This is a genomic window from Trichloromonas sp. (genome assembly GCF_034006665.1).
Classification (GTDB): domain Bacteria; phylum Desulfobacterota; class Desulfuromonadia; order Desulfuromonadales; family Trichloromonadaceae; genus Trichloromonas.
On the sequence record NZ_JAVESI010000039.1, the window covers coordinates 1 to 20526 of the forward strand.

Genomic DNA, 20526 nt, shown 5'->3' on the forward strand with positions numbered 1-20526 from the left:
ACCCCTGGCCGGTTGACGCGCCCCCCGCCCTGCTGATCGAACCGGACCCGGAAGAAATCGACGAAACCCGCCCGGCCCGCCGTCGCCGTCAACGGGACGAAACTGAAGGCCGGGGAGGCCCGCGCCTATTGGCCTTGCTGGAAGATGCCCCGCTCTACTATGACCCCGCCGGTCAAACTTACGTCGCCATTGATGGCGAGATTTTCCCCCTGGATGCAAAAAATCCGCTGTTGGTCGAAACCGTCGCCGCCATGTATTACCGAGCCACCGGCCAAACCGCCGGGAAAGACACCCTGGCCGCCGCTGTCGCCGTGCTGTCTTATGCCGCCCGCCGGGATGGAACCCCCGCCATTATGGCGAACCGTGCCGCATGGCTTGACGGGGCGCTTCTGCTGGACCTTGGCAACCGCCGCGCCGCCCGGATTGCCGGGGGATCGTGGCGGATTGTTGCCGCCCCTGTCGGGCTGTTCCGTCCCTGGCCGCACAAGCTGCCCCACCCTGACCCCATAACGCCTGGCAACGCGGGCCGCCTGTTCGAGTTTATCAACGTGGCGGAGGAGGCCCGGCCTTTCGTTCTGGCTACCTTGGCCGCCTGTCTGGTTCCTGGGATCGCCCGCCCCGCGCTGGTCATTACCGGCCCGCAAGGGTCCGGGAAATCGACCGTTGCCCGGTTTTTCAAGGGGCTGGTTGACCCCGGAAATCCGGCCCTGACGATGATACCGAGAAAACCGGAAGACCTGGATTTGCTCTTGGCAAGAAATTTTTTTTTGGCGTTGGACAACTTGTCAAGCTTGATGCCCGACGTAGCCGACACCTTGAGCGGGGTTATTACCGGCGCCGCCCCGCAACGCCGCAAGCTGCATAGTGACGCGGAACTTTTGACGTTGGTTGCCGACTTAACACTTTGCTTCACCAGCATTAACAGCCTATCGGATCGGCCCGACTTTTTGGAAAGAACGCTGCGGATTCAGCTTGAAAGAATCGAAGACGACACCAGACAGGCCGATGATGAACTTGAAACCGTTTTTGCCGCCGCGCTGCCGGAAATCCTGGGGGGCCTGCTGTCGTTGGTCGCTGCCGGGCTGGATCGGCTGCCGAGCTACCGTCCCCCGCGCCTGCCCCGTATGGCGCAATTTGCCCGCCTGGCCGCCGCCATTGCCGAAGCCCAAGAAGAGGGCGCCGGAGGCCGCTATCTGGCTGAATTTTTCCGAAACCAGGGGGCGCAACACCTGGAACTTGCCGAAGGGAACCCGTTTTTCGCCGCCATTCTTGAAACCTGCGCCCGGCACGATTACCCCGCCGGGAGTTTTAAAGAGGTCTGCGCCAAGCTCAAGGAGATAGCGAACCCTGACCCGAAAGACCGATTCCCGACGCCCCGGAGCTTCCGAAAATCCGTGGAACGGTTGCGCGTACCTCTGGAAACCGCCGGGATCGGGTTTGAAATTGACAGCACAAGGACCGCCCACGAAAAAGCGAGTATCCGATTTTTCCCCAAACCTCGCGCCGCCGAACTGGCCGCCGAAGCCGCAACCGCGCCGCCGGTTGACCCCGCCGCCCCTGCCGAGCTGGCCGGGCTGATCTTCGACGCCGGGGAGCTGGATCCATGACTTGCCGGGTTGTCTTCATGCGCGCCTTTGATGCCCCCTTGGCCGGGGGAGGAACGCGCCGGATCGCTGCCGGAACCGAGCTTGAAATTGACCAAGCCAAGGCCGAAAAGCTGATAGCCGCCGGGATCGCCGCAACCGTCGCCGCTGTGCCGCTGCCTGACGAACCATTTCCACCCGAAGACCCGGAAGCCCTGCCGAAGATCGGCCCGGATGGTGGGTTGATAATCCCCATGACCGCCCCCCGCCGTTTCCGATGGTGGGCGGGAGGACAACCGCCAAGCGAAACCTTGCGGGAAATGTTCGAGGAACGGGCCGCGATATTGGAATTTGACGCCGGTTTGAGCCGAGAGGATGCCGAGGCCCAAGCCGCCATAATGACCGGCTACACGCCGCCCAACCGAAAGGAGCAAGACGCATGAAATCAACCGACGAAATCCCACCGCAAGCCCGAAGAATTTTTTTCCTGGGAGAAATGCAGGCCGTAAAACGCGAACTCGACCGGCTCGAAAATGAGAAGGAGCGGATCGAATTTGAACTTGAACGCGCCAAGGCCGAACTGGAAGAGCTGGCCGCCGCCAATCAACAACGAAAGGAACCCCGCGCATGAGGAAAAAAACCCAAGAACAACCCCGCACACCTGCGGAACAATGCAATTACCTGGCAGGCCGCCGGGATGAACTGCGCCGCCAAGTGAAGGCCGCAAGCAAGGAGCTTGCGAGGGTCGAAGAGGAGTTACAGGCCGCCGTCTTCGTTGCCGGACAACACCAGGCCGCGCCTGTCGAAACCGACCGCCAGAATTGACCCACAACCGCCGAACGTCCGGCGGGCCATGCCCTACCATAGCCCGCCGGACCCCAAAACGAAAGGGATCGAATGACCACCCAAACAATCATGGTGCAAATTTTACACGAAGTAACCGGACACCCGAAAAAAGAGCTGCGCCGCCTGATGAAATCAATCAGGGCCGGACTGCCGGACCAAGGCCGGGGCTTCGACCGTGAACACGCCCCCGACGAAGCCGAAGAGCTGTTAAACAAACTTCGTCAAGAGAAGGCCGGGATTCTCCGTTGGCTCCATGAGGGCGCCGCTATGGCCCGCCTGGAAATGATGCCGACCGGAACCACGCACCATTGATCCTTTCCCCCGCGCCCCCTTCCGGGCATGACGATTGAAAACTTTCAAAGGTCATGGACGCCGCCGGAAGGGAACCGGCCAAGGCCGCGCCGATGCCGGTGAAGCCTTGGCCGGTCTGTTTCTCTTCACCCGCTGCCATGGGGGAGCGCCCGCCGGTCATGAAGGCCCAAGGGGGGCTTGGGTCCTTCCAGGCCCGCCCCCGAACAAGGGAGCCAAGGCCCCGGATTCTGACCCCATGATTTTTTTGAAATATCCCTGGAAGACCGGAAAAACGCCCCCTCGTTTTTGCTCTGCTTTTCCGCCTTCGGTCGAAAGCCGAAAAATCGAAGACCGGCGAACCCGCTTAAAAGCGCCGGTTTCACCCCCCGGCCTTCTGATATACAATCAAAAGCCCTATCGAAAGCATCATTGAAAACGGGGGCTTAGCTGCTGCTGTAATGTGAAATGTAATATCCCGGCGAAAAAAAAGTTTTCCCCTGGGGGGCCGAAAATCGAAAAAAAACCGGAGAGAGAGAGCGCCAAAAAGGGGGGTTACTGCCGATGGAAAAACGGAGGGGATCGCCGGGAAGGATCGCGGGGGGCTACTCTTCCGCCGCTTCGGGTTGCGGGATTTCGACACCGAGTTTTTGCAAATAATCCTCTATGGCCTCTTCCACAAGGGCCGAATAAGGCCGCCCTTGGTCAATCGCCAAGTGACGTAAAACCTTGAGCAATTCGGGCCGAAGCCGAAGGCCGGTTTGAACTCTTTCGATGCCTGTTCTTGGACGCGCCATAGTGCCGGGCATGTTATCCGTCAAAGTGCTACCTGTCAATAAAATCAACTTGACAAAAAACAATCAACAAATATAAATATAATCAGTTTTTGACAACAAAAAACAAAGACAAAAACAAGGGCGCATGACCGCCGAAGGCAATCGGGCTTAGGAAGGCCGCAAAGGCTTATGCAAGCACCGCCCCGGAGCGCCCCCACCGCGCCAAGGCTAGGAACCGGTCAACCGAAAAGGGGCCTTGCCCCCTGCCTTGCCTTTTTATCTTCACAAGCGAGGGTACCGATGGCGAAAGCGAAGAATAGTAAGGGGATTTATCGGCGGGGCCGGATATGGTGGATTACTTACGCTGGCCTTGACGGGAGGCAACATTTTGAATCGAGCGGGAGCGCTTTTAAAGCTGCCGCTGAATATCTGCTGGCCTGCCGCCGCAAAGCGATTGCCGAGGGGACCGCCCCGCCGGTCACAAGCCGCCGGACCATGAACACGACCTTTGCCGAGCTGGCCGAACGCTATTTAGAATTTGTGGCAACACAAAAAGCCGTTGCTGCCAAGCGGATTTTTGTTAAGGAACTGAAAAAAGAATTTGGCACAGTGAAGCTGAACGCCTTAACCCTAGCCGCCGTGGAAGGCTGGCAGGCCCGGCTGTTGTCGCAACCGAGGCCGGGAAGGGCTGTGAACACGACGCGGGGGGCTCTTTCTGTCGCCAGTGTCAACCGGCACCTTGCCTGCCTGAAACACATGCTAACCAAGGCCCATGAATGGGAACTTATCGGCAAGGACGCCCTGGACCGTCTGCGCCGCGTTAAGCTGATGAAAGAAGAAAACCGCCGGAGCAGGTTTCTTTCCCTGGCTGAAATTCAAGAGCTGATCGAAGCCGCCGAACACCACTTGAAGCCGGTTTTGATTTTCGCTTTGAACACCGGCTGTCGGAGGGGGGAAATCCTGGGCTTAACCTGGGATCGGGTTGACCTTAAGCATGGTTTTATTCACCTGGACAAAACTAAAAGCGGGCATGGCCGGGACATTCCGATAAACGCCACCCTGCAAAACTGCTTAAAGGGGCTGGTCCGGCGCCTGGACACGAACCTAGTTTTTTACAATCCCGACACCGGGGGCCGCTGGCATGATCTGAAACGATCCTTCGCGTCCGCTTGCCGCCGTGCCAAGATTCACGACTTCCATTTTCACGACCTGCGCCATACCTTCGCCAGTCAACTTGTCATGGCCGGGGTTGATCTGACCACCGTTAGCCGCCTGCTAGGCCATGCCAGCTTGACCATGACCCTTCGATATTCGCACCTTGCCCCGGATCACTTACAGGGGGCGGTTGAAGTTTTGGCCCGACTGCAAAGCGCCGCCGGAGCCGGTGAAGAGAAAGCAAAGAGCGCCCGGAAGTGAAGCCGGGGAGGATCACCGCCGGATCGCCCCGGCCCCGCCAGAAAATGACCTTTGAAAAAGCCCTGTGACCTTCCGGCGATTGAAAAACCGAAGGTCACAGGGCTTTTTCTTATTTATATCAGAAGGTTAGGCCGAAAATGACCTTCATGACCTTTGCAACGCCCTATATTTTGTGGTTTGCGTTTGTCGGGTTGCCGGTCACACCTGGGGAGCCTGCCCCCGCCCCTTCCCTTTTTCACCAGGGGGGCCGGTCGCATGACACAAAACACCCCCATTTTTCCTTACATGACAATTTGCATGACATTGACCCCAAAAAATGAAAAAAGGGCTAGCTGGATACCAGCTAACCCTTTGATTTCTTTGGTGGAGCTAGGCGGGATCGAACCGCCGGCCTCTTGAATGCCATTCAAGCGCTCTCCCAGCTGAGCTATAGCCCCGTGCAACGGAGCCAACTTATAGCAAAGTCGGCGCGAGGGTGTCAACAGGTTTTTTTACGCTTTTTCGCGAAAAAATAATCCACCTCGCCGAGTGCCGTCAAATCAGCAGACTGCCCAGGGAAAATGCCGCCGTTCCGAGCAGAAAGGGATCGCATTCCCGCGCCTTGCCCAAGGCGAGCTTGATCGCCACATAGGCGATAAAACCAAAGGCCAGGCCGTTGGCGATGGAATAGGTCAGGGGCATGAGCAGCACGGTGAGAAAGGCCGGGGCTGCCTCTTCGAAGTCGTAGAAGTCGATCTGGCCGATGCCGCGCATCATGAAGATGCCGACCATGATCAGGGCCGGGGCGGTGGCGTAAGCGGGAACGGCGGCTATCAGCGGGGTGAAAAAGGCGGCCAAGAGGAAGAGGCCGGCGGTGACGACCCCGGTCAAGCCGGTGCGGCCGCCGTCGGCCACCCCGCTCGCCGACTCGACGAAGGTGGTGGTGGTGCTGGTGCCGAGCAGGGCGCCGCCGACCGTGGCCAGGGCATCGGCGGTGAGCATCCGCGGCAGGTGGGGGATTCCCCCGTGCGGGTCGGCCATGCCCGCCTCCCGGCAGACCGCCAGCAGAGTACCGAGGCTGTCGAAGAGATCGACGAACATGAAGGAGAAGATGCTGGACCAGAGGGAGATCCGCAGAGCACCGACGATATCCAGCTGCAGGGCGATGGGCGCCGGCGACGGCGGCAGGGCGACAATCCCCTGCGGCCAGGGAGAGACGCCAAGCAGAATACCCAGGGCGGCGGTGCCGAGAATCCCCAGCAGCATGGCCCCGCGCACGCGCTTGGCTTCCAGCAGAATGACCACGAATAGCCCGAAAAGCCCGAGGCGGGCGGGCGCGTCAAAGGCGCCCAACTGCACCAGCACCGCGTCGCTTTTGACCACCAGGCCAAGATTCTGCAAGCCGATGAAGGCGATGAAGAGGCCGATGCCGACGGAGGCGGCGAGCCGCAGGGCCAGGGGGATGGCCCGAGCCAGGCGTTCCCGCACTCCCAGCCAGGTGAGCAGCAGAAAAAACAGGCCGGAAAGGAAGACGACGCCCAGGGCGGTCTGCCAGGGCACCCCCTCGCCAAGCACCAGGGTGTAGGTGAAAAAAGCGTTCAGTCCCATGCCCGGGGCCATCATCAACGGGGCGTTGGCCCAAAGCGCCACCAGCAGGGTGCCGAGGGCGGCGATCAGGCAGGTGACGGTGGTCAGGGCGCCCTGATCCATGCCGGTCAGGGCGAGCATGGAGGGGTGGACAAAGATGATGTAGGCGCCGGTGAGAAAGGTGGTCATGCCGGCAACGACTTCGGTGCGGGGGGTGGTGCCGTGCCGGTGCAGCTGAAAGAGGCGTTCAAGCATGGGATTCCGCGGGGTCAGGGGTTAGGGGCTTGCAGCCAGGAGAAAAATGTTCGATATCCTTGCGCAACCCCAGAGAAAAACAGGCAACAGAATCTCGCCAAGGCGTCGACTAATCGCTACAAGCAAACTCGGAGCTCCCAACCCGGAGCTCCCAACAAAAAAGGCCGGAGCATGGCCCCGGCCCGGTTTTTCCTATGGCATCCCGTCAGGGCTTCATCCCGGTGATACGATAAAGCGCCTCGATATATTTTTCGCCGGTCTTGCGCACGATCTCCTCCGGAAGCGGCGGCGCCGGAGCCTTTTTGCCCCAGTCGAGGGTTTCGAGATAGTCGCGGAGAAACTGCTTGTCGAAGCTCGGCTGCGGACCGCCGGGACGATAGAGATCCTTGGGCCAGAAACGCGAGGAGTCGGGAGTCAGGGCTTCGTCGATCCAGATCACACGATCTTCGAAAATGCCGAATTCGAACTTGGTGTCGGCAATGATGATCCCCTTGGCGTCGGCCAGATCGCGAGCGCGCTTGTAGATCGCCAGAGTCGTGTTGCTGATAGTCTCGGCAATCTCCTGGCCACAGAGCTCAACCACCTTGGAGAAGGGGATATTTTCGTCGTGCTCCCCCAATTCCGCCTTGGTCGAGGGGGTGAAAATCGGCTCGGGAAGCTGCTGGCTCTCCACCAGGCCGGAGGGCAGTGAAATGCCACAGATGCTCCCGGTCTGCTTGTATTCCTTCCAACCCGAACCGGAAACGTAACCACGTACGATACATTCAATGGGCAGGGGCTTGGCTTTTTTCACCAGCATGCTGCGTCCTTCGAGCTGATCGCGGTATTTGTGGGTAACGACCGGGAAATCGCCGACTTCGGTGGCGACGATGTGGTTGGGAATGATGTCGGCCATTTGCTCAAACCAGAATTTGGAAATCTGGGTCAGCACGAAGCCCTTATGGGGAATGCCTTCGTTCATGATGACATCGAAAGCGGAAATACGGTCGGAGGCCACCAGCAACAGGTGTTCGCCCAGGTCGTAAATATCCCGAACCTTACCCCGGTTGACGAGCTTGAGATCGCTGAAATTGCTCTGGGTCAGTATCATCGACATGTCTAAATGTCCTTTTCGATCGAGGCTTGAATGGCAGGGGAAACGACGATATTCGCCTGTGTTTTCAGGGCATCCATCTTTTCCTTGAAACGTTCGTCCTTCTTGCGGGTCAGCACCGCCGCCCGGAGTTCCTCACGGCCGGCAGCATCGAGTTTGGTCGGATCGGCGGTCTGCCGTTCCTTGAGGGCGGCAACCACAAAAGTGCCGTCGACCTCGTAGACGGCCGGGGCCACCGTCTTTCCCGACTCCAGATCGAAAGCGGCCTTGGCCAGTTCCGGAGCATTGCCGAGGCGGGGCAGGAATTCACCGTTTGCCCGGCTGAAGAGGCCGGTTTCCTCGACGCGCAAGCCTTCTGCCGCCGCCCGGTCCACCAAGGAAGCACCTTGTTGCAGGGCGGCAAGGAGTTCCTCTGCCGCCGTCCGCGCCAGCTCATGGGAGCGTTGCCGGCGACAGTCCTCCTCGACTGCGCCGCGCACCTCGCTCAGTTCCGGAATCCGGCTCGCACGCCGCTCTTTCAAGGTGAAGAGAATCACCCCCTGGGGCAGAACAAGGGGACGGGCCAGCGTCTTTTCTTCCAAGGTAAAAGCGGCGGCGGAAACTTCCGGCGCCGGGCCGAAACCTTCGATCGCTCCGTCACGCTCAAAGAAGCCGGTTTCGCGGATTTCCAGGCCGTTCGCTTGGGCAGCGCTCTCCAGATCCCCGCTCTTGCGGTTGATATTGTAGGCATCCATGCCCTTCTCCAGGGCAAGTTGCCGACTCTTCTCGATGACGACTGCGGCTTTGGCCTCGTCCCGCACTTCATCCAGAGGCTTGATCCCCGGCTCGACGTAGCCGTCGCAGCGGATGATGTGATACCCGAAGGGGGTGGTGACGATGTCGCTGATCTCTCCGGGCTTCATGGCGAAAGCGGCGGCTTCGAATTCGGGGACCATGACCCCGCGCGGGAAAAAGCCCAAGGAGCCGCCCTTGGGAACGCTTCCCTGATCATCGGAATATTGCCGCACCAAGGTGGCGAAGTCCTTGCCTTCCTTGACTTCGGCCAAGACCTTCTCGGCACGCTCGCGTAGGCTTTTCCGGGCCTCGGGATCGGCGTCGAGGGGCACCTTGATTAGAATGTGAGAGGCCTTGACCTGTTCGGGAATATCGAATTTATCAAGATTGCGCCGGTAGTATTTTTCCAGGTCCTCGTCACTGACGGAAACTTCCTCGGCGTAACGGGAGGGTTCGAACAGCAGGTAACGCAGAGCGACACTTTCAGGGAGGCGAAACCGCTCCCTGTTTTCGGCGAAGAAGGCCTGAAGCGCCTCTTCGTCGGGCTTGGCCCGATCCTCGAAGCGGGCCGGAGCCAGACGGACAAAGGCGAGGCTGATCTGTTCATAGCGACGGCGGTATTCGTCATCGATATCGGCATCACCGACGTCGACCTGGCCAATGATCGCCTCGCGCGCCTTCTCCGCCAGCAACTGCTGGCGCTGGCGGCTCTCGAATTCTTCCGGGGTCAGGCGTTGATAGGCCAGAACCTGCAGATAACGGTCTTTGTTGAAAGCTCCGCCTTCTTGAAAAGCGGGGACATCGGCGATAGCCTTGACCAGCTCTTGGTCTGCGACCTTCAGTTTGAGCCGGGAAGCCTCGCGGGACAGAAGAGCCTGCTCGACGAGCATGTCGAGAGCCTGACGACGCAGACCCAGCTGCTTTTCCAGTTCCGGAGTGAATTGCTCACGATAGATGTTCTGGTAAAGGCTGTAGAGATTGCCGTAGGCACTTTCATAGTCGGCAAAGCTGACCGACGCATCGTCAATGGTCACCGCCACGCTGTTGCCCCGGGCATCGCCGCTGTCGCCGGGCGAGGTGAGCATGGCGTAGCCGATAATGAAACTGAGAATGATTATGGCGAACGCCAGCTTAATGAAGACCGATTTCTGCTTTTTCCGGATCAGATCCAGCATGCCGGGGAAGACTCCTTTGCGTGATTTAAGGGCTTGGAAACAGCGCAGCATGTTAGACAATCAACTGCGCAAATGCAATATCTTTTTCCTTTTTCCAGCTTGAAATGGCTGGGGCTTTTTGATAGGGTGAACGCCATTTTTCTCAGCCGCAAGCCCCGTGCCCGAAAGGAGATCCAGGCTTTCCATGTTCAATCTATTTGATGCCATCTGGGGGATGTTTTCCAACGATCTCGCCATCGACCTGGGTACCGCCAACACTCTTGTCTACCTCAAAGGCAAGGGCATCGTCGTCAGTGAGCCGTCCGTGGTGGCGGTACAGAAAGACAGTGTCGGCCAGAAAAAAGTTCTCGCCGTCGGCAAAGAGGCCAAGAAGATGCTCGGCCGCACTCCGGGGAGCATCGTCGCCATCCGCCCGATGAAGGACGGGGTCATCGCCGACTTCGACATCACCGAGGAAATGCTCCGCTACTTTATTCAGAAGGTCCACAACCGCAAGACCCTGGTGCGGCCGCGTATCGTCATCTGCGTCCCCTCGGGGATCACCCAGGTGGAAAAGCGTGCGGTCAAAGAGTCGGCGGAGTCGGCCGGCGCCCGCGAGGTCTACCTCATCGAGGAGCCGATGGCCGCCGCCATCGGTGCCGGCTTGCCGATCACCGAAGCCTCGGGCAACATGATCGTCGACATCGGCGGCGGCACCACCGAGGTGGCGGTCATCTCCCTGGCCGGCATCGTTTACGCCAAGAGCGTGCGGGTCGGCGGCGACAAGATGGACGAAGCCGTCGTCCAGTACCTGAAACGCAAATATAACCTGCTCATCGGTGAACGCACCGCCGAGCAGATCAAGATTGAGATCGGCAGCGCCTACCCCGAGGAGGAGGTTCACACCATGGAGGTCAAGGGGCGCGACTTGGTCAGCGGCATCCCCAAGACCCTGGAAATCAACTCTACGGAGATCCGTGACGCCCTCTCCGAAACGGTCAATGCCATTGTCGAGGCGGTGCGCATCGCCCTGGAGCGAACCCCGCCGGAATTGGCCGCCGACATCGTCGACAAGGGGATCGTCCTTGCCGGCGGCGGCGCCAACCTGCGCAATCTCGATGCTCTGCTACGCGACGAAACCGGGCTGCCGGTGGTCATCGCCCAGGATCCTCTTTCCTGCGTCGTGCTCGGCTCCGGCAAGGTGCTTGACGAACTCGATCTGCTCAGGCGGGTGACGGTTCCTTCCTGAGTCGAGAGCGTTCCGCTCCCTATCGATCCAACACAAAAGAGGGCCCTCGGCCCTCTTTTGCATGGAACTGAAAGCTTCCGCGGATGTTCGATCTGCTGCGAAAATACCGCCCTGTCCTTCTCGCCGCCGGCATGGTTCTGGCCGCGCTGCTCCTCTATTCCCACAATCTGCGCCGAACCGAGGAACGGACCAATATCCTCGAGCGCCTGGTTCTGCAGATCATGGCCCCGGCTCAGTCCGGCCTGGAGACGGTTCTCGACCGTATCGCCGGGATCTGGGACCGTTATCTTTGGCTGGTCGATACCGAAGCGGACAACCTGCGCCTGAACAAAGAGAACCGTCGGCTGCACAGCGAACTGGCAAGCCTCCCGGAACTGCGTCTGACCAATGAGCGGCTGCGCAAACTTCTCGATTTTCGCGAGCAGCAGGCTCTTGTTGCGCTCCCCGCCCAGGTCATCACCGAGGACGCGACAAGCTGGTTTCGTACGGTTATGATCGACAAGGGAAGTGAGGCCGGCATCCGCGAAGGGATGCCGGTGGTCGTCGCCGAGGGGGTGGCGGGACGGATCATCCGCACCTCCCCCCACCAGGCCCGGGTACTGCTGATCACCGACGCGTCCTCGGCGATCGCGACCCTGATCCAGCGCAATCGCAGCCGCGGCATCTGCCGGGGGAGCGGCACCGGCCTCACCTTCGAATTTGCCCTGCGCGAAGAAGATATCGAGATCGGCGACCAGGTCATCACCTCCGGCAACGGCGGCGTCTTTCCCAAGGGCCTGCCGATCGGCGCCGTGGTGCGGGTGGAACGGGAAGAATACGGCATGTTTCAGCAGGTCGAAGTCGCTCCCGCCGTTGATTTTTCCCGTCTGGAAGAGGTCCTTGTCCTGCTGGAGGAGAACCCGTGAAACGCCTGGCGGCTTTTTTTCTCCTCAGCCTTCTGCTTCTTTTTGTGCAGGTCGCGGTCTTGCCCCGCCTGCTGCCGGAGCACCTCAAGCCGGACCTGCTGCTGCTGGTGGTCGCTTACCTGGGACTGAGCCGCGACTGGCTGCGCGGCGGACTGTGCAGCTGGTATCTCGGCGCCTTGGAGGATGTCTTTGCCGGCAGTGACTTCGGCCTCTTCGGCATTACTTTTTTGCTCATTTTCCTGATGATCAAGACCGGAGCGGGGCGGTTCAACACCGAAAGCCCATTGCTCTTGCTGCTTTTGGCATTTTTCGCCACTCTCGTCAAAGGCATGCTGATCAGTGCCCTGCTTCTACTCTTCGCCGAAGCCGGGCGGCAATGGCCGGTCCTGCTGCACATCCTCCTGCCCGAAGCCCTCCTCAATACCTTGTTCGCGCTCTTGTTCCTGCGCTGTCTTCCAGACCGCCGCATGGAACGGCGCGGTGGGTTTTTGGGCCTCTCCCGAGAATTTTCGCCATGAGCCTCAACAGCGGCTGGGAAGAAAACCCCGGCCTGAAGAAGCGTTTCATGTTCCTCTCCCTGGCGGTGGTCCTGATCTTCCTGCTGCTGGTGCTACGCTTGTGGTATCTGCAGATCATCAATGCCGACCGCTATCGCGAACTTTCGGAAAAGAACCGCATCCGCTATATCCCCGTCGCCGCGCCGCGCGGACCGATCTACGACCGCAACGGCGAGATCCTGGTCGACAACCGTCCATCCTTCACCATTTCCGTGCTGCGCCAGGAGGTGGAGGACAAGGATGCGCTCCTGGCGCGTCTCGCCGACATCCTCGGCGAGGATCCGGCGGAACTGGAGAAACGCTGGCAGAGCGGTTCCCGCTTCCCCCGCTACCGCCCCTTTCCGCTGGCCGAGGATGTGAGCCGCGAAAACCTCGAAGTCATCCAGGAAAATTCCGTCGATCTACCGGGGGTGCTGACCGAGGTGCGACCCCTGCGTTCCTACCCTCACGCTGGTCTGGGCGCCCATCTTTTCGGCTATCTGGGTGAAATCACCCAGAAAGAGCTGCAAAGTAAAAGGTTCAGCAACGACTACCGGCCCGGAGACTTTGTCGGTAAGCGCGGCCTGGAAAAACTGCTGGAAAAATATCTGCGCGGCGTCGAAGGAGAACGTCTGCTGGAAGTGGATGTCAAGGGGCGGGAGCTGCGCATCCTTAAAATCCAGGAACCGCAACCGGGGAGCAAGGTCTTTCTCACCATCGACCGGAAATTGCAGGCGGCCGCCGAGGCCGCTTTCGGCGAGGAGGCCGGAGCGGCGGTAGCGATTCATGTCAAGACCGGCGAGATTCTCGCCCTGGCCAGCCGTCCCGCCTTCGATCCCGCCCTCTTCGCCCGGGGCATTTCCGGCAAGGAATGGATCGAGCTCTTGCAAAACCCCCGCCATCCCTTGCAGGACAAGACCATCCAGGGCCAGTACCCGCCCGGTTCGACCTTTAAGATGATCACCGCCCTGGCGGCGCTCAAGGCGGGGGTGGCCTATCCCTCGACCACCGTCGACTGCGGCGGCGCTCTGAGCCACGGCAACCGTAAATTCCGCTGTTGGAAGCGCACCGGCCACGGTCGGGTCGACCTGAAACGGGCTCTCAAGGAAAGCTGCGACGTCTGGTTCTACAAGGTCTCCCTCGATCTCGGTATCGACCGCATCGCCGCCATGGCCCGCGCTCTCGGCCTCGGCATCCCCCTCGGCTTCCCCCTCGAAGGGGAGAAGGCCGGGCTGATCCCCGACCGCCAGTGGAAACAACAGCGTCACGGCACCCGCTGGTACGACGGGGAGACGGTCATCGCCAGCATCGGCCAGGGCTATGTCTTGGCGACCCCTTTGCAACTCGCGGTCATGACCGCCGGTATCGCCAATAACGGTATCGTCCCGCGTCCGCAGGTCATCCGCCGCATCGAGGACCTGACGGGGAATGTCCTCGAAGAAATGCATCCGGAAATCCTCAACGACGCTCGTCTCAATCCCGACGATCTCCAGGTGGTGAAGCGGGGGATGGAAGCGGTGGTCAACGAACCCGGTGGGACCGCCTACAAGAGCCGGCTGAATGAGATCCGCATTGCCGGCAAAACCGGCACCTCGCAGGTGGTCAAGCTCAAGGACGACCACGCGCCGAAACGGGAGGTTGCCTACCGCTTCCGTGACCATGCGCTCTTTGTCGGCTACGCGCCGGCGGAAGCTCCGGAAATCGCCGTGGCGGTCCTGGTGGAACATGGCGGCAGCGGCAGCGGCAGCGCCGCACCTGTGGCCCAGGCGATCTTCGCCGACTATTTCGATGTGCCCATTCCTCCTCCCGCGTCCCCCGCTCCCCTGCCGTCCGTCCCAACGCCGGCAGTCAGTCCCGTTCCCTTTCCGGCGGCCAACGGAGACGGTTCTTCGGGACAAAGCCTGGAGCAAACTCTCAACACACGCTCCGCTGCGCCGCCGGCAACGGAGAGAGCACCGATCTTTGTTCCTGCCGGACCCCTCGTCCCGCCCCCCGCCCCCTTTGGGGCCAGCGGAATCGTGCCTCCGCAGACCGAAGAGATCGCGCCGCAAAGGGAAGGAGACTGAACGGAATGTTCGACCGCAGACTTTTAACCCATTTCGACTGGGTGCTGCTCCTCACCGTCCTGACGGTGGCAGGCATCGGCATCCTCAATCTGTACAGCGCCACCTCGGTCTGGACCAGCGCCGGTCCTCCCATCTATCTTAAACAGCTGTACTGGCTGGGCATTGGACTGATAATCGCCTTGGCGGTCAGCAGCGTCGACTACCGCCACCTGGAATATTGCGGTTTTTTCCTTTACGGGCTGACCCTGGCTCTACTGTTGGCGGTTCTGCTGGTGGGCAAGACGAGCATGGGCGCAACCCGCTGGCTGGATCTGGGCTTTTTAAATCTCCAGCCCAGTGAAATCATAAAAATCGTCATCATCATCACCTTGGCGCGCTACTTCGCCCAACAGGGTAACCTGCGCGGGTATTCCCTGCGTCAGCTCCTCGTCCCCTTCACTCTGCTTGGCGTGCCGGCGGTACTGATCATGAAACAACCCGACCTCGGCACCGCCATGATGGTTATCTTCATCGGCGGCACCATGTCCCTTTTTGCCGGCATCCGCCGCTCAGCCCTGGCGGTGCTGGCGGTCCTCGGTACGTCGGCAGCATCGGGAGGCTGGTTCCTACTCCGCCCTTACCAGAAGCAGCGCATCCTCACCTTTCTCAACCCCGAGCACGATCCCCTGGGCGCAGGCTACCATATCATCCAGTCGAAAATTGCCGTCGGTAGCGGCGGTTTCTGGGGCGCGGGCTTTATGCAGGGAACCCAGTCGCAGCTTTCCTTCCTGCCGGAACGGCACACCGACTTCGCCTTTTCCGTCTTCGCCGAAGAATGGGGCTTCACCGGTTCGCTAATCCTGCTGGGGCTCTACCTTTTTCTCATCATCTGGGGGATCTACATCGCCCGCCGCTCGACGGACATGTTCGGCATGATGCTTGCCCTCGGGGTCACAGCCATGATTTTCTGGCATATCGTAGTCAACCTAGGAATGGTCATCGGCCTGTTGCCGGTGGTTGGGGTGCCCCTGCCCCTCTTCTCCTACGGCGGGACCAGCATGGTCACAACGATGATCGGCACCGGACTCCTTCTCAATATCAGCATGCGCCGCTTCATGTTCTGACCTTTTCCCCCTCTCTGTCCCTCCTTCACCGGCGCGTTTTCCATCTTCTGCTATACTTGGCTCATCCATTGGTGAAGGAGGCCATGATGCATGAAGCCATGTTCTGGGAAAAACTCGACGACGACCGGGTTCGTTGTGGTCTCTGCCGCCACGCCTGCATCATCCCTCCGGGACGGCGCGGGATCTGCGGCGTGCGGGAAAACCAGGGGGGAAAACTCTTCTCTCTGGTCTACGGCCGGCTCATCGCCGAAAATGTCGACCCTATTGAAAAGAAACCGCTTTTCCACTATCTGCCTGGCTCCCGCAGCTACTCCATCGCCACCGTCGGCTGCAACTTCCGTTGCTGCCACTGCCAGAACGCGGAAATTTCCCAATGGCTGCACAGCAAGCGGGAGATCCCGGGACGCCACGTCGCCCCCGAAGAGGTTGTCCGGCAGGCTCTCGCGGCGGGCTGCCGCAGCATCAGCTATACTTACACCGAACCGACCATCTTCTACGAATATGCCTACGATACGGCCGTTCTCGCCCACGAAAAAGGGCTCGGGAACGTCTTCGTCAGCAACGGTTACACCAGTACCGCCGCCCTGGAAAAAATCGCGCCGGTACTCGATGCCGTCAATGTCGATCTGAAGGGCTTTACCGAAACCTTCTACCGCGAAGTGATCGGCGCCACTTTGGCCGGGGTTCTGGCGACCCTCCGCGACTACCGACGCCTCGGCACCTGGCTGGAAGTCACCACCCTGGTGATTCCCGGCCGTAACGACGGCGACGAGGAACTGGCGGCCATCGCCCGATTCATCGCTGATGAGCTGGGGCCGCAGGTTCCCTGGCACGTCACCGCCTTCTACCCCACCTACAAAATGCTCGATTCTCCGCCAACGCCGGTAACCACTCTGGTTCGCGCCAGAGGTATCGGCCTCGACGCGGGGTTGAAGCATGTCTATGTCGGTAACATCCATGACGCCACCGGCGAAAATACCTATTGTCCGAAATGCGGCGAACTGCTCATCGAACGACGTGGTTTCCGCCTTGGGCGGCTGCGTCTGGAAAAGGGCGCCTGCCCGGTCTGCCGAACCCCTCTGGCCGGCGTGTGGGAATGATCCATTAACGAAAAAACTAAGGAGAAACAGGGCATGCGAAACAACAAAAAGTACGCTTCATGGCTGATCAGCGGCTGCGCGCTGCTGCTGATCCTGGGCGGCTGTCTCGAAACCTCGGGAACCGGCGGCCAACTCGCAAGCAACGTTCTGCGGAGCCTGTCCTCCTCGGGAACCCAAGCTGCCGGCCTGGATGAATCCACCGTTGCAGCCGGGCTGAAAGAGGCGCTGCGCGTCGGCTCGGAGCGAGCGGTGGCATCGACCTCGACGACCGACGGCTTCCTGGGCAACCAACTGATCCGCATCGCCATGCCCGACGAACTGGCGACGGCGGCCAAAGCGCTCAGGGCGGTGGGCTTCGGCGGCCAGGTCGACGCCTTCGAAGTCGGCATGAACCGCGCCGCCGAAAAGGCCTCGGCCGAGGCCAAGCCGGTGCTGGTCGACGCCGTCTCGCAGATGACCCTGACCGATGCCATGGGTATTCTGCGCGGTGGCGACACCGCCGCCACCGACTACTTCCGCGGCAAGACCTCCGACACCCTGCGCGCCCGTTTCATGCCGATCATTAAGGAGAAGATGGGGCAAGTGGGACTCTATCAGCAGTACAACCAGCTGATGAGTTCCTACACCGCCTTACCGCTGGCGCAAAAACCCTCCTTCGACCTCGACGGCTATGTCGCGGACCAGGGACTGAACGGACTCTTTACTACCCTTGCCCAAGAAGAGAAAAATATCCGCGCCAATCCGGCGGCGCGCACCACCGATTTGCTGAAAACGGTCTTCGGCCAGTGACCGGCAGGCAGAACGGATTCCGGGCGCGCAGAGTGCGGAAAGCCATGATTGATGATCGGTGATTAGTGAAGACGGACGGATAGAGAAAGGACGTGTCACGATGGCGCTTCTCGAAGGGCAACCGGCTCCCGATTTCTCCCTTGCCGGCAGCGACGGTAATTTCCACTCATTGCGGGATTACGCCGGGCACACCCTGGTGGTCTATTTCTATCCCAAGGACAACACCTCGGGTTGCACCAAGGAAGCCTGCGCCTTCCGCGATCTGCACAAAGAGTTGCGGGCCATGGACGTAGTTCTGCTCGGCGTCAGCAAAGACGGCATGGCATCTCACGACCAATTCATCGCCCGATTCGGCCTCCCTTTCGTGCTCCTCTCCGACCCCGACACGCATATGATGCGGGCCTACGGCGCCTTCGGCGAGAAAAAAATGTACGGCAAGGTCAGTCAGGGAACGATCCGCTCCACCGTCATCATCGGCCCGGACGGCACCATCGTCAAGCACTGGCCCAAGGTTAAGAGCGCCGAAGCCCACCCCGCTGAGGTTCTCGCCTACCTGCGATCGCGGTAACTTGTCGTGGCGCTCCTGCCCAACCGCTCCGGCTATCGCCGCTGGAAGAACGTCTCAACCGCTTTCCCCAAGGCCATCGGAAAGCCTCCCATCCGTGAACCGCTCAAAGTTCGTGGAAAGGGGGGCTTTCATTTCCTCCCAAAACTTTCAAACTTTGACGATCCCCCGGCAAAGCCGGGGGATTACCTTATGTATTTATCGCCTTGCGCGCTGGGCGCGCCCTGCTATATAGTCAAAAAAACGTGGACAAACCGAACATCCATGAACATTTCATCCCTCAGGAGGAGACGATGCCGAAACGCCTGTTGCTTTTTATGTCCCTGCTGCTTCTGCTGGTGACGGCCGCCGCCGCGCCGGCCCTGGCCGCGGAGCACACCGAAAAGGACTATATCGACGATGTGCTGGAGCCGGAAACCTATCTGGAAGAGTCCTCCTTTAAACTGATCCGTGGATTGACCAATATCGTGACCTGCCCTGGAGAAATCCCCAAGCAGATGGTGCTGACTACCCGCGACCGCGGAGGAATCGGTGTGCCGCTCGGTTTTCTTAAAGGCATCGGCATGACCGTGATGCGTGCCGGCATCGGCGCCTGGGAAACGGTCTCCTTCCCCGCCCCGAACAGCATGGAGGGGGATTTCGCGCCGATCATGAAACCGGAATTCGTCTGGAACCCCTCCCCGCCGATCCGCCGCTGATCGATTTTCGCCGTGACCAAAAGGGCCGACCGGATTTTCCGGGTCGGCCTTTTTTCAGCCCCGTCGTTCCACCACCAGCAGATAGGGAGCCTCGAACCGGTTCACTACCTGCATGCGCAGAATGTGCCAGTGACGGGACGACAGTCCTTGCAGCAGTTCCTCCACAACGCGGCACTCGTCCTTCCCCTGCGCATGACCGACGTAACCCACCAGCGACATCCGCCCCCCCATCGCCAGAATGTCGAGCGCCTGTCGCAAGGCGCTCAGGGTCGTTTCGGCACGAGTCGCCACCCCCTGGTCGCCGCCGGGCAGATAACCAAGATTGGCCATGATCCCCTGAACCGGCCCCTGCGTGTAGCTTGTCAGGCGGGCATGGCTGTCCTGGATCAGGCGTACCCCCGCATCATCCTGATCGTCGAACGTCCAGGAGATCCCCGCCTCGGTGAGACGCATACCGGTGTGGCGCAGGGCTTCCAGCTGCACATCGAAGGCGAGAACCCGCCCCTCGGGGCCGACCTGGCGGGCGAGAAAAAGGGTATCGGCGCCATTGCCGGCGGTGAGATCAACGGCCAGATCGCCGACTTCGAGAACTTCGGCCACAAGCCGCTGCGCCCAGCGCACCATGCGGATCAGGGAGGGTTCCTGCAATGTTTTGCGCATCCTGTTCTCCTTGTGTAGTTGTCAGCCGCGTCGGCGAATAGCCCCTGCCGATCATCCAGAGAGACATTTACCGGGAGAGTACCCGCCGGGGGCGCCCCCTTGCATCCGTTCTAGGAATTTGCTATATACTTAGCACTCTGTGTCATTGAGTGCTAATTGCCTGCCGTAACTTAACTCTCCGTGAAAGGAGTCAAGGATGAGTCTAGCCAATCCTCCTTTGCTGATCGATAGCCTGGATCATTATCTGGCGAGAATCAAGCAGTTTGATCTGCTTGACCGGGATGAGGAGTACGCCCTGGCGTGCCGCTACCGCCGGCTGGGCGACCTCGAAGCCGCCCACCGTCTGATCTGCAGCAATCTCCGTTTCGTGGTCAAAATCGCCAACGAATACCGCGGCTACGGCATGAAAATGCTGGATCTGATTCAGGAAGGCAACATCGGCCTGATGATGGCGGTCAAAAAGTTCGACCCGGAACGGGGGATCCGCCTGATTTCCTATGCCGTCTGGTGGATTCGCGCCTATATCCAGAACTACATCGTCAAAACCTGGTCACTGGTGAAGATCGGCACGACCCAAGCCCAGAAAAAACTCTTCTTCAAACTTAAACAGACACAGGCGGCGTTACTTCGCCTGACTGGCCAGGAAAACGCCGAGGAGATCGCGCAAACCCTGGACGTGCGCAACGATGAGGTCGAAGAGATGAGCCGTCGCCTGGCCGCCCGCGATACCTCGCTGGATGTGGAATTGATCGAGGGGGAGGATTTTACCCTCATGGAAACCCTGGCGGACAACTCCCCCAACCAGGAAACCCGGCTGATTGAGAATGAAAAACGCCACCGTCTTGCTGGCGAAGTCCGCCAGGCCTTCGACCGCCTCAACGACCGGGAACAAAAAATCATCCGATCACGGATTTTCGCCGAATCCCCCCGAACCCTGCAAGAATTGGCCGATGATTTCGGCATCAGCCGCGAGCGCGTGAGGCAAATTGAGGCGCATGCCTTAAACAAGCTGCGCGGCTTTCTCGATGGGTTGGAAACAGCCTGATTCCCTCTCAGGACGCGCCGGGGAAGGGGCGAATGTCATTGACAAAAGCGCGCTCTTCC

At 60.1% G+C, this 20526-nt stretch carries 22 protein-coding genes and 1 tRNA gene; 16 read left to right on the forward strand and 7 right to left on the reverse strand.

The genetic code is table 11. From position 1 onward, the window contains the following. The 5 genes from RBR25_RS13460 to RBR25_RS13480 all read left to right on the forward strand — a co-directional run. Nucleotides 1-1607 (forward strand): hypothetical protein (locus RBR25_RS13460; protein ID WP_432820069.1); only part of this gene is annotated, 1607 nt, incomplete at its 5' end. Next, complete coding sequence (locus tag RBR25_RS13465; RefSeq protein ID WP_432820070.1) at nt 1604-2026, forward strand: hypothetical protein; 423 nt, start codon at nt 1604-1606, stop codon at nt 2024-2026. The genes RBR25_RS13460 and RBR25_RS13465, both read left to right, overlap by 4 nt. Further along, on the forward strand, nt 2023-2214 hold the full coding sequence (locus RBR25_RS13470) for a hypothetical protein (RefSeq protein WP_432820071.1): 192 nt from the start codon (nt 2023-2025) through the stop codon (nt 2212-2214). The genes RBR25_RS13465 and RBR25_RS13470 overlap by 4 nt, the downstream gene beginning before the upstream one ends. Beyond that, on the forward strand, nt 2211-2408 hold the full coding sequence (locus RBR25_RS13475; protein ID WP_432820072.1) for a hypothetical protein: 198 nt from the start codon (nt 2211-2213) through the stop codon (nt 2406-2408). The genes RBR25_RS13470 and RBR25_RS13475 overlap by 4 nt, the downstream gene beginning before the upstream one ends. A 72-nt stretch (nt 2409-2480) precedes the next feature. Beyond that, on the forward strand, nt 2481-2741 hold the full coding sequence (locus RBR25_RS13480; protein ID WP_432820073.1) for a hypothetical protein: 261 nt from the start codon (nt 2481-2483) through the stop codon (nt 2739-2741). A 581-nt stretch (nt 2742-3322) separates the two neighbouring features. Here the strand turns inward: RBR25_RS13480 and RBR25_RS13485 are convergent. Further along, entirely contained in the window at nt 3323-3526 is a 204-nt protein-coding gene (locus RBR25_RS13485; protein WP_432820074.1) for a ribbon-helix-helix protein, CopG family, read from the reverse strand. 267 nt (nt 3527-3793) lie between these two features. On the opposite strand from RBR25_RS13485, the gene RBR25_RS13490 reads away from it, so the two are divergent. Next, nucleotides 3794-4909 (forward strand): tyrosine-type recombinase/integrase, encoded by a 1116-nt coding sequence (locus RBR25_RS13490; protein WP_432820075.1) that lies wholly within the window; start codon nt 3794-3796, stop codon nt 4907-4909. Between the two features lie 361 nt (nt 4910-5270). Here the strand turns inward: RBR25_RS13490 and RBR25_RS13495 are convergent. The 5 genes from RBR25_RS13495 to RBR25_RS13515 form a co-directional block, all read right to left on the reverse strand. After that, nucleotides 5271-5346 (reverse strand) — tRNA-Ala (locus RBR25_RS13495). Between the two features lie 97 nt (nt 5347-5443). Beyond that, a complete protein-coding gene (locus tag RBR25_RS13500) occupies nt 5444-6730 on the reverse strand; it encodes an NCS2 family permease (protein WP_432820076.1) in 1287 nt (428 codons plus the stop codon). A gap of 205 nt (nt 6731-6935) precedes the next feature. Continuing rightward, nucleotides 6936-7826 (reverse strand): phosphoribosylaminoimidazolesuccinocarboxamide synthase, encoded by an 891-nt coding sequence (locus RBR25_RS13505; RefSeq protein WP_432820077.1) that lies wholly within the window; start codon nt 7824-7826, stop codon nt 6936-6938. A 2-nt stretch (nt 7827-7828) separates the two neighbouring features. Continuing rightward, complete coding sequence (locus RBR25_RS13510) at nt 7829-9772, reverse strand: SurA N-terminal domain-containing protein (protein WP_432820078.1); 1944 nt, start codon at nt 9770-9772, stop codon at nt 7829-7831. Nucleotides 9773-9832: 60 nt separating this feature from the next. After that, nucleotides 9833-9958, reverse strand: a complete 126-nt coding sequence (locus RBR25_RS13515; protein WP_432820079.1) for a hypothetical protein — start codon at nt 9956-9958, stop codon at nt 9833-9835. On the opposite strand from RBR25_RS13515, the gene RBR25_RS13520 reads away from it, so the two are divergent. The 9 genes from RBR25_RS13520 (at nt 9957) to RBR25_RS13560 (ending at nt 18762) form a co-directional block, all read left to right on the forward strand. Further along, nucleotides 9957-11000, forward strand: coding sequence for a rod shape-determining protein (locus RBR25_RS13520; RefSeq protein WP_432820080.1), 1044 nt, complete (start codon nt 9957-9959; stop codon nt 10998-11000). The two genes, RBR25_RS13515 and RBR25_RS13520, sit on opposite strands and share 2 nt — an antisense overlap. Nucleotides 11001-11083: 83 nt before the next feature. Continuing rightward, a complete protein-coding gene (gene mreC / locus RBR25_RS13525) occupies nt 11084-11905 on the forward strand; it encodes a rod shape-determining protein MreC (RefSeq protein ID WP_432820081.1) in 822 nt (273 codons plus the stop codon). Continuing rightward, nucleotides 11902-12423 carry a rod shape-determining protein MreD gene (gene mreD, locus RBR25_RS13530; protein WP_432820082.1) on the forward strand — a complete coding sequence of 174 codons (522 nt, stop codon included), beginning with the start codon at nt 11902-11904 and terminating at the stop codon, nt 12421-12423. The genes mreC and mreD overlap by 4 nt, the downstream gene beginning before the upstream one ends. Beyond that, nucleotides 12420-14507 carry a penicillin-binding protein 2 gene (gene mrdA, locus RBR25_RS13535; RefSeq protein ID WP_432820083.1) on the forward strand — a complete coding sequence of 696 codons (2088 nt, stop codon included), beginning with the start codon at nt 12420-12422 and terminating at the stop codon, nt 14505-14507. The genes mreD and mrdA overlap by 4 nt, the downstream gene beginning before the upstream one ends. Before the next feature lie 5 nt (nt 14508-14512). Further along, nucleotides 14513-15610: a rod shape-determining protein RodA gene (rodA, locus tag RBR25_RS13540; RefSeq protein ID WP_432820084.1), complete on the forward strand. Its 1098-nt coding sequence runs from the start codon at nt 14513-14515 to the stop codon at nt 15608-15610. A gap of 86 nt (nt 15611-15696) precedes the next feature. Next, a complete protein-coding gene (amrS, locus tag RBR25_RS13545; RefSeq protein WP_432820099.1) occupies nt 15697-16710 on the forward strand; it encodes an AmmeMemoRadiSam system radical SAM enzyme in 1014 nt (337 codons plus the stop codon). Nucleotides 16711-16743: 33 nt separating this feature from the next. Next, nucleotides 16744-17499 (forward strand): DUF4197 domain-containing protein, encoded by a 756-nt coding sequence (locus tag RBR25_RS13550; RefSeq protein ID WP_432820085.1) that lies wholly within the window; start codon nt 16744-16746, stop codon nt 17497-17499. 100 nt (nt 17500-17599) lie between these two features. Further along, nucleotides 17600-18067 carry a peroxiredoxin gene (locus tag RBR25_RS13555; protein ID WP_432820086.1) on the forward strand — a complete coding sequence of 156 codons (468 nt, stop codon included), beginning with the start codon at nt 17600-17602 and terminating at the stop codon, nt 18065-18067. A 290-nt stretch (nt 18068-18357) separates the two neighbouring features. Next, on the forward strand, nt 18358-18762 hold the full coding sequence (locus RBR25_RS13560; protein ID WP_432820087.1) for an exosortase system-associated protein, TIGR04073 family: 405 nt from the start codon (nt 18358-18360) through the stop codon (nt 18760-18762). A 54-nt stretch (nt 18763-18816) separates the two neighbouring features. Here RBR25_RS13560 and RBR25_RS13565 read toward each other — a convergent pair whose 3' ends face one another. Beyond that, on the reverse strand, nt 18817-19422 hold the full coding sequence (locus tag RBR25_RS13565) for a class I SAM-dependent methyltransferase (RefSeq protein ID WP_432820088.1): 606 nt from the start codon (nt 19420-19422) through the stop codon (nt 18817-18819). 196 nt (nt 19423-19618) lie between these two features. Here RBR25_RS13565 and rpoH point away from each other — a divergent pair, with 196 nt between their 5' ends. Continuing rightward, nucleotides 19619-20467 (forward strand): RNA polymerase sigma factor RpoH, encoded by an 849-nt coding sequence (gene rpoH / locus RBR25_RS13570; protein WP_432820089.1) that lies wholly within the window; start codon nt 19619-19621, stop codon nt 20465-20467. Nucleotides 20468-20526 lie beyond the last annotated feature (59 nt).

Bases quoted from the DNA above. Each gene is read 5' to 3' on its own strand.
- RBR25_RS13465 (WP_432820070.1), top strand. From the start codon at position 1,604: ATGACTTGCCGGGTTGTCTTCATGCGCGCCTTTGATGCCCCCTTGGCC.
- RBR25_RS13470 (WP_432820071.1), top strand. From the start codon at position 2,023: ATGAAATCAACCGACGAAATCCCACCGCAAGCCCGAAGAATTTTTTTC.
- RBR25_RS13475 (WP_432820072.1), top strand. From the start codon at position 2,211: ATGAGGAAAAAAACCCAAGAACAACCCCGCACACCTGCGGAACAATGC.
- RBR25_RS13480 (WP_432820073.1), top strand. From the start codon at position 2,481: ATGACCACCCAAACAATCATGGTGCAAATTTTACACGAAGTAACCGGA.
- RBR25_RS13485 (WP_432820074.1), bottom strand. From the start codon at position 3,526: ATGCCCGGCACTATGGCGCGTCCAAGAACAGGCATCGAAAGAGTTCAA.
- RBR25_RS13490 (WP_432820075.1), top strand. From the start codon at position 3,794: ATGGCGAAAGCGAAGAATAGTAAGGGGATTTATCGGCGGGGCCGGATA.
- RBR25_RS13500 (WP_432820076.1), bottom strand. From the start codon at position 6,730: ATGCTTGAACGCCTCTTTCAGCTGCACCGGCACGGCACCACCCCCCGC.
- RBR25_RS13505 (WP_432820077.1), bottom strand. From the start codon at position 7,826: ATGTCGATGATACTGACCCAGAGCAATTTCAGCGATCTCAAGCTCGTC.
- RBR25_RS13510 (WP_432820078.1), bottom strand. From the start codon at position 9,772: ATGCTGGATCTGATCCGGAAAAAGCAGAAATCGGTCTTCATTAAGCTG.
- RBR25_RS13520 (WP_432820080.1), top strand. From the start codon at position 9,957: ATGTTCAATCTATTTGATGCCATCTGGGGGATGTTTTCCAACGATCTC.
- RBR25_RS13515 (WP_432820079.1), bottom strand. From the start codon at position 9,958: ATGGAAAGCCTGGATCTCCTTTCGGGCACGGGGCTTGCGGCTGAGAAA.
- mreC (WP_432820081.1), top strand. From the start codon at position 11,084: ATGTTCGATCTGCTGCGAAAATACCGCCCTGTCCTTCTCGCCGCCGGC.
- mrdA (WP_432820083.1), top strand. From the start codon at position 12,420: ATGAGCCTCAACAGCGGCTGGGAAGAAAACCCCGGCCTGAAGAAGCGT.
- rodA (WP_432820084.1), top strand. From the start codon at position 14,513: ATGTTCGACCGCAGACTTTTAACCCATTTCGACTGGGTGCTGCTCCTC.
- amrS (WP_432820099.1), top strand. From the start codon at position 15,697: ATGCATGAAGCCATGTTCTGGGAAAAACTCGACGACGACCGGGTTCGT.
- RBR25_RS13550 (WP_432820085.1), top strand. From the start codon at position 16,744: ATGCGAAACAACAAAAAGTACGCTTCATGGCTGATCAGCGGCTGCGCG.
- RBR25_RS13555 (WP_432820086.1), top strand. From the start codon at position 17,600: ATGGCGCTTCTCGAAGGGCAACCGGCTCCCGATTTCTCCCTTGCCGGC.
- RBR25_RS13560 (WP_432820087.1), top strand. From the start codon at position 18,358: ATGCCGAAACGCCTGTTGCTTTTTATGTCCCTGCTGCTTCTGCTGGTG.
- RBR25_RS13565 (WP_432820088.1), bottom strand. From the start codon at position 19,422: ATGCGCAAAACATTGCAGGAACCCTCCCTGATCCGCATGGTGCGCTGG.
- rpoH (WP_432820089.1), top strand. From the start codon at position 19,619: ATGAGTCTAGCCAATCCTCCTTTGCTGATCGATAGCCTGGATCATTAT.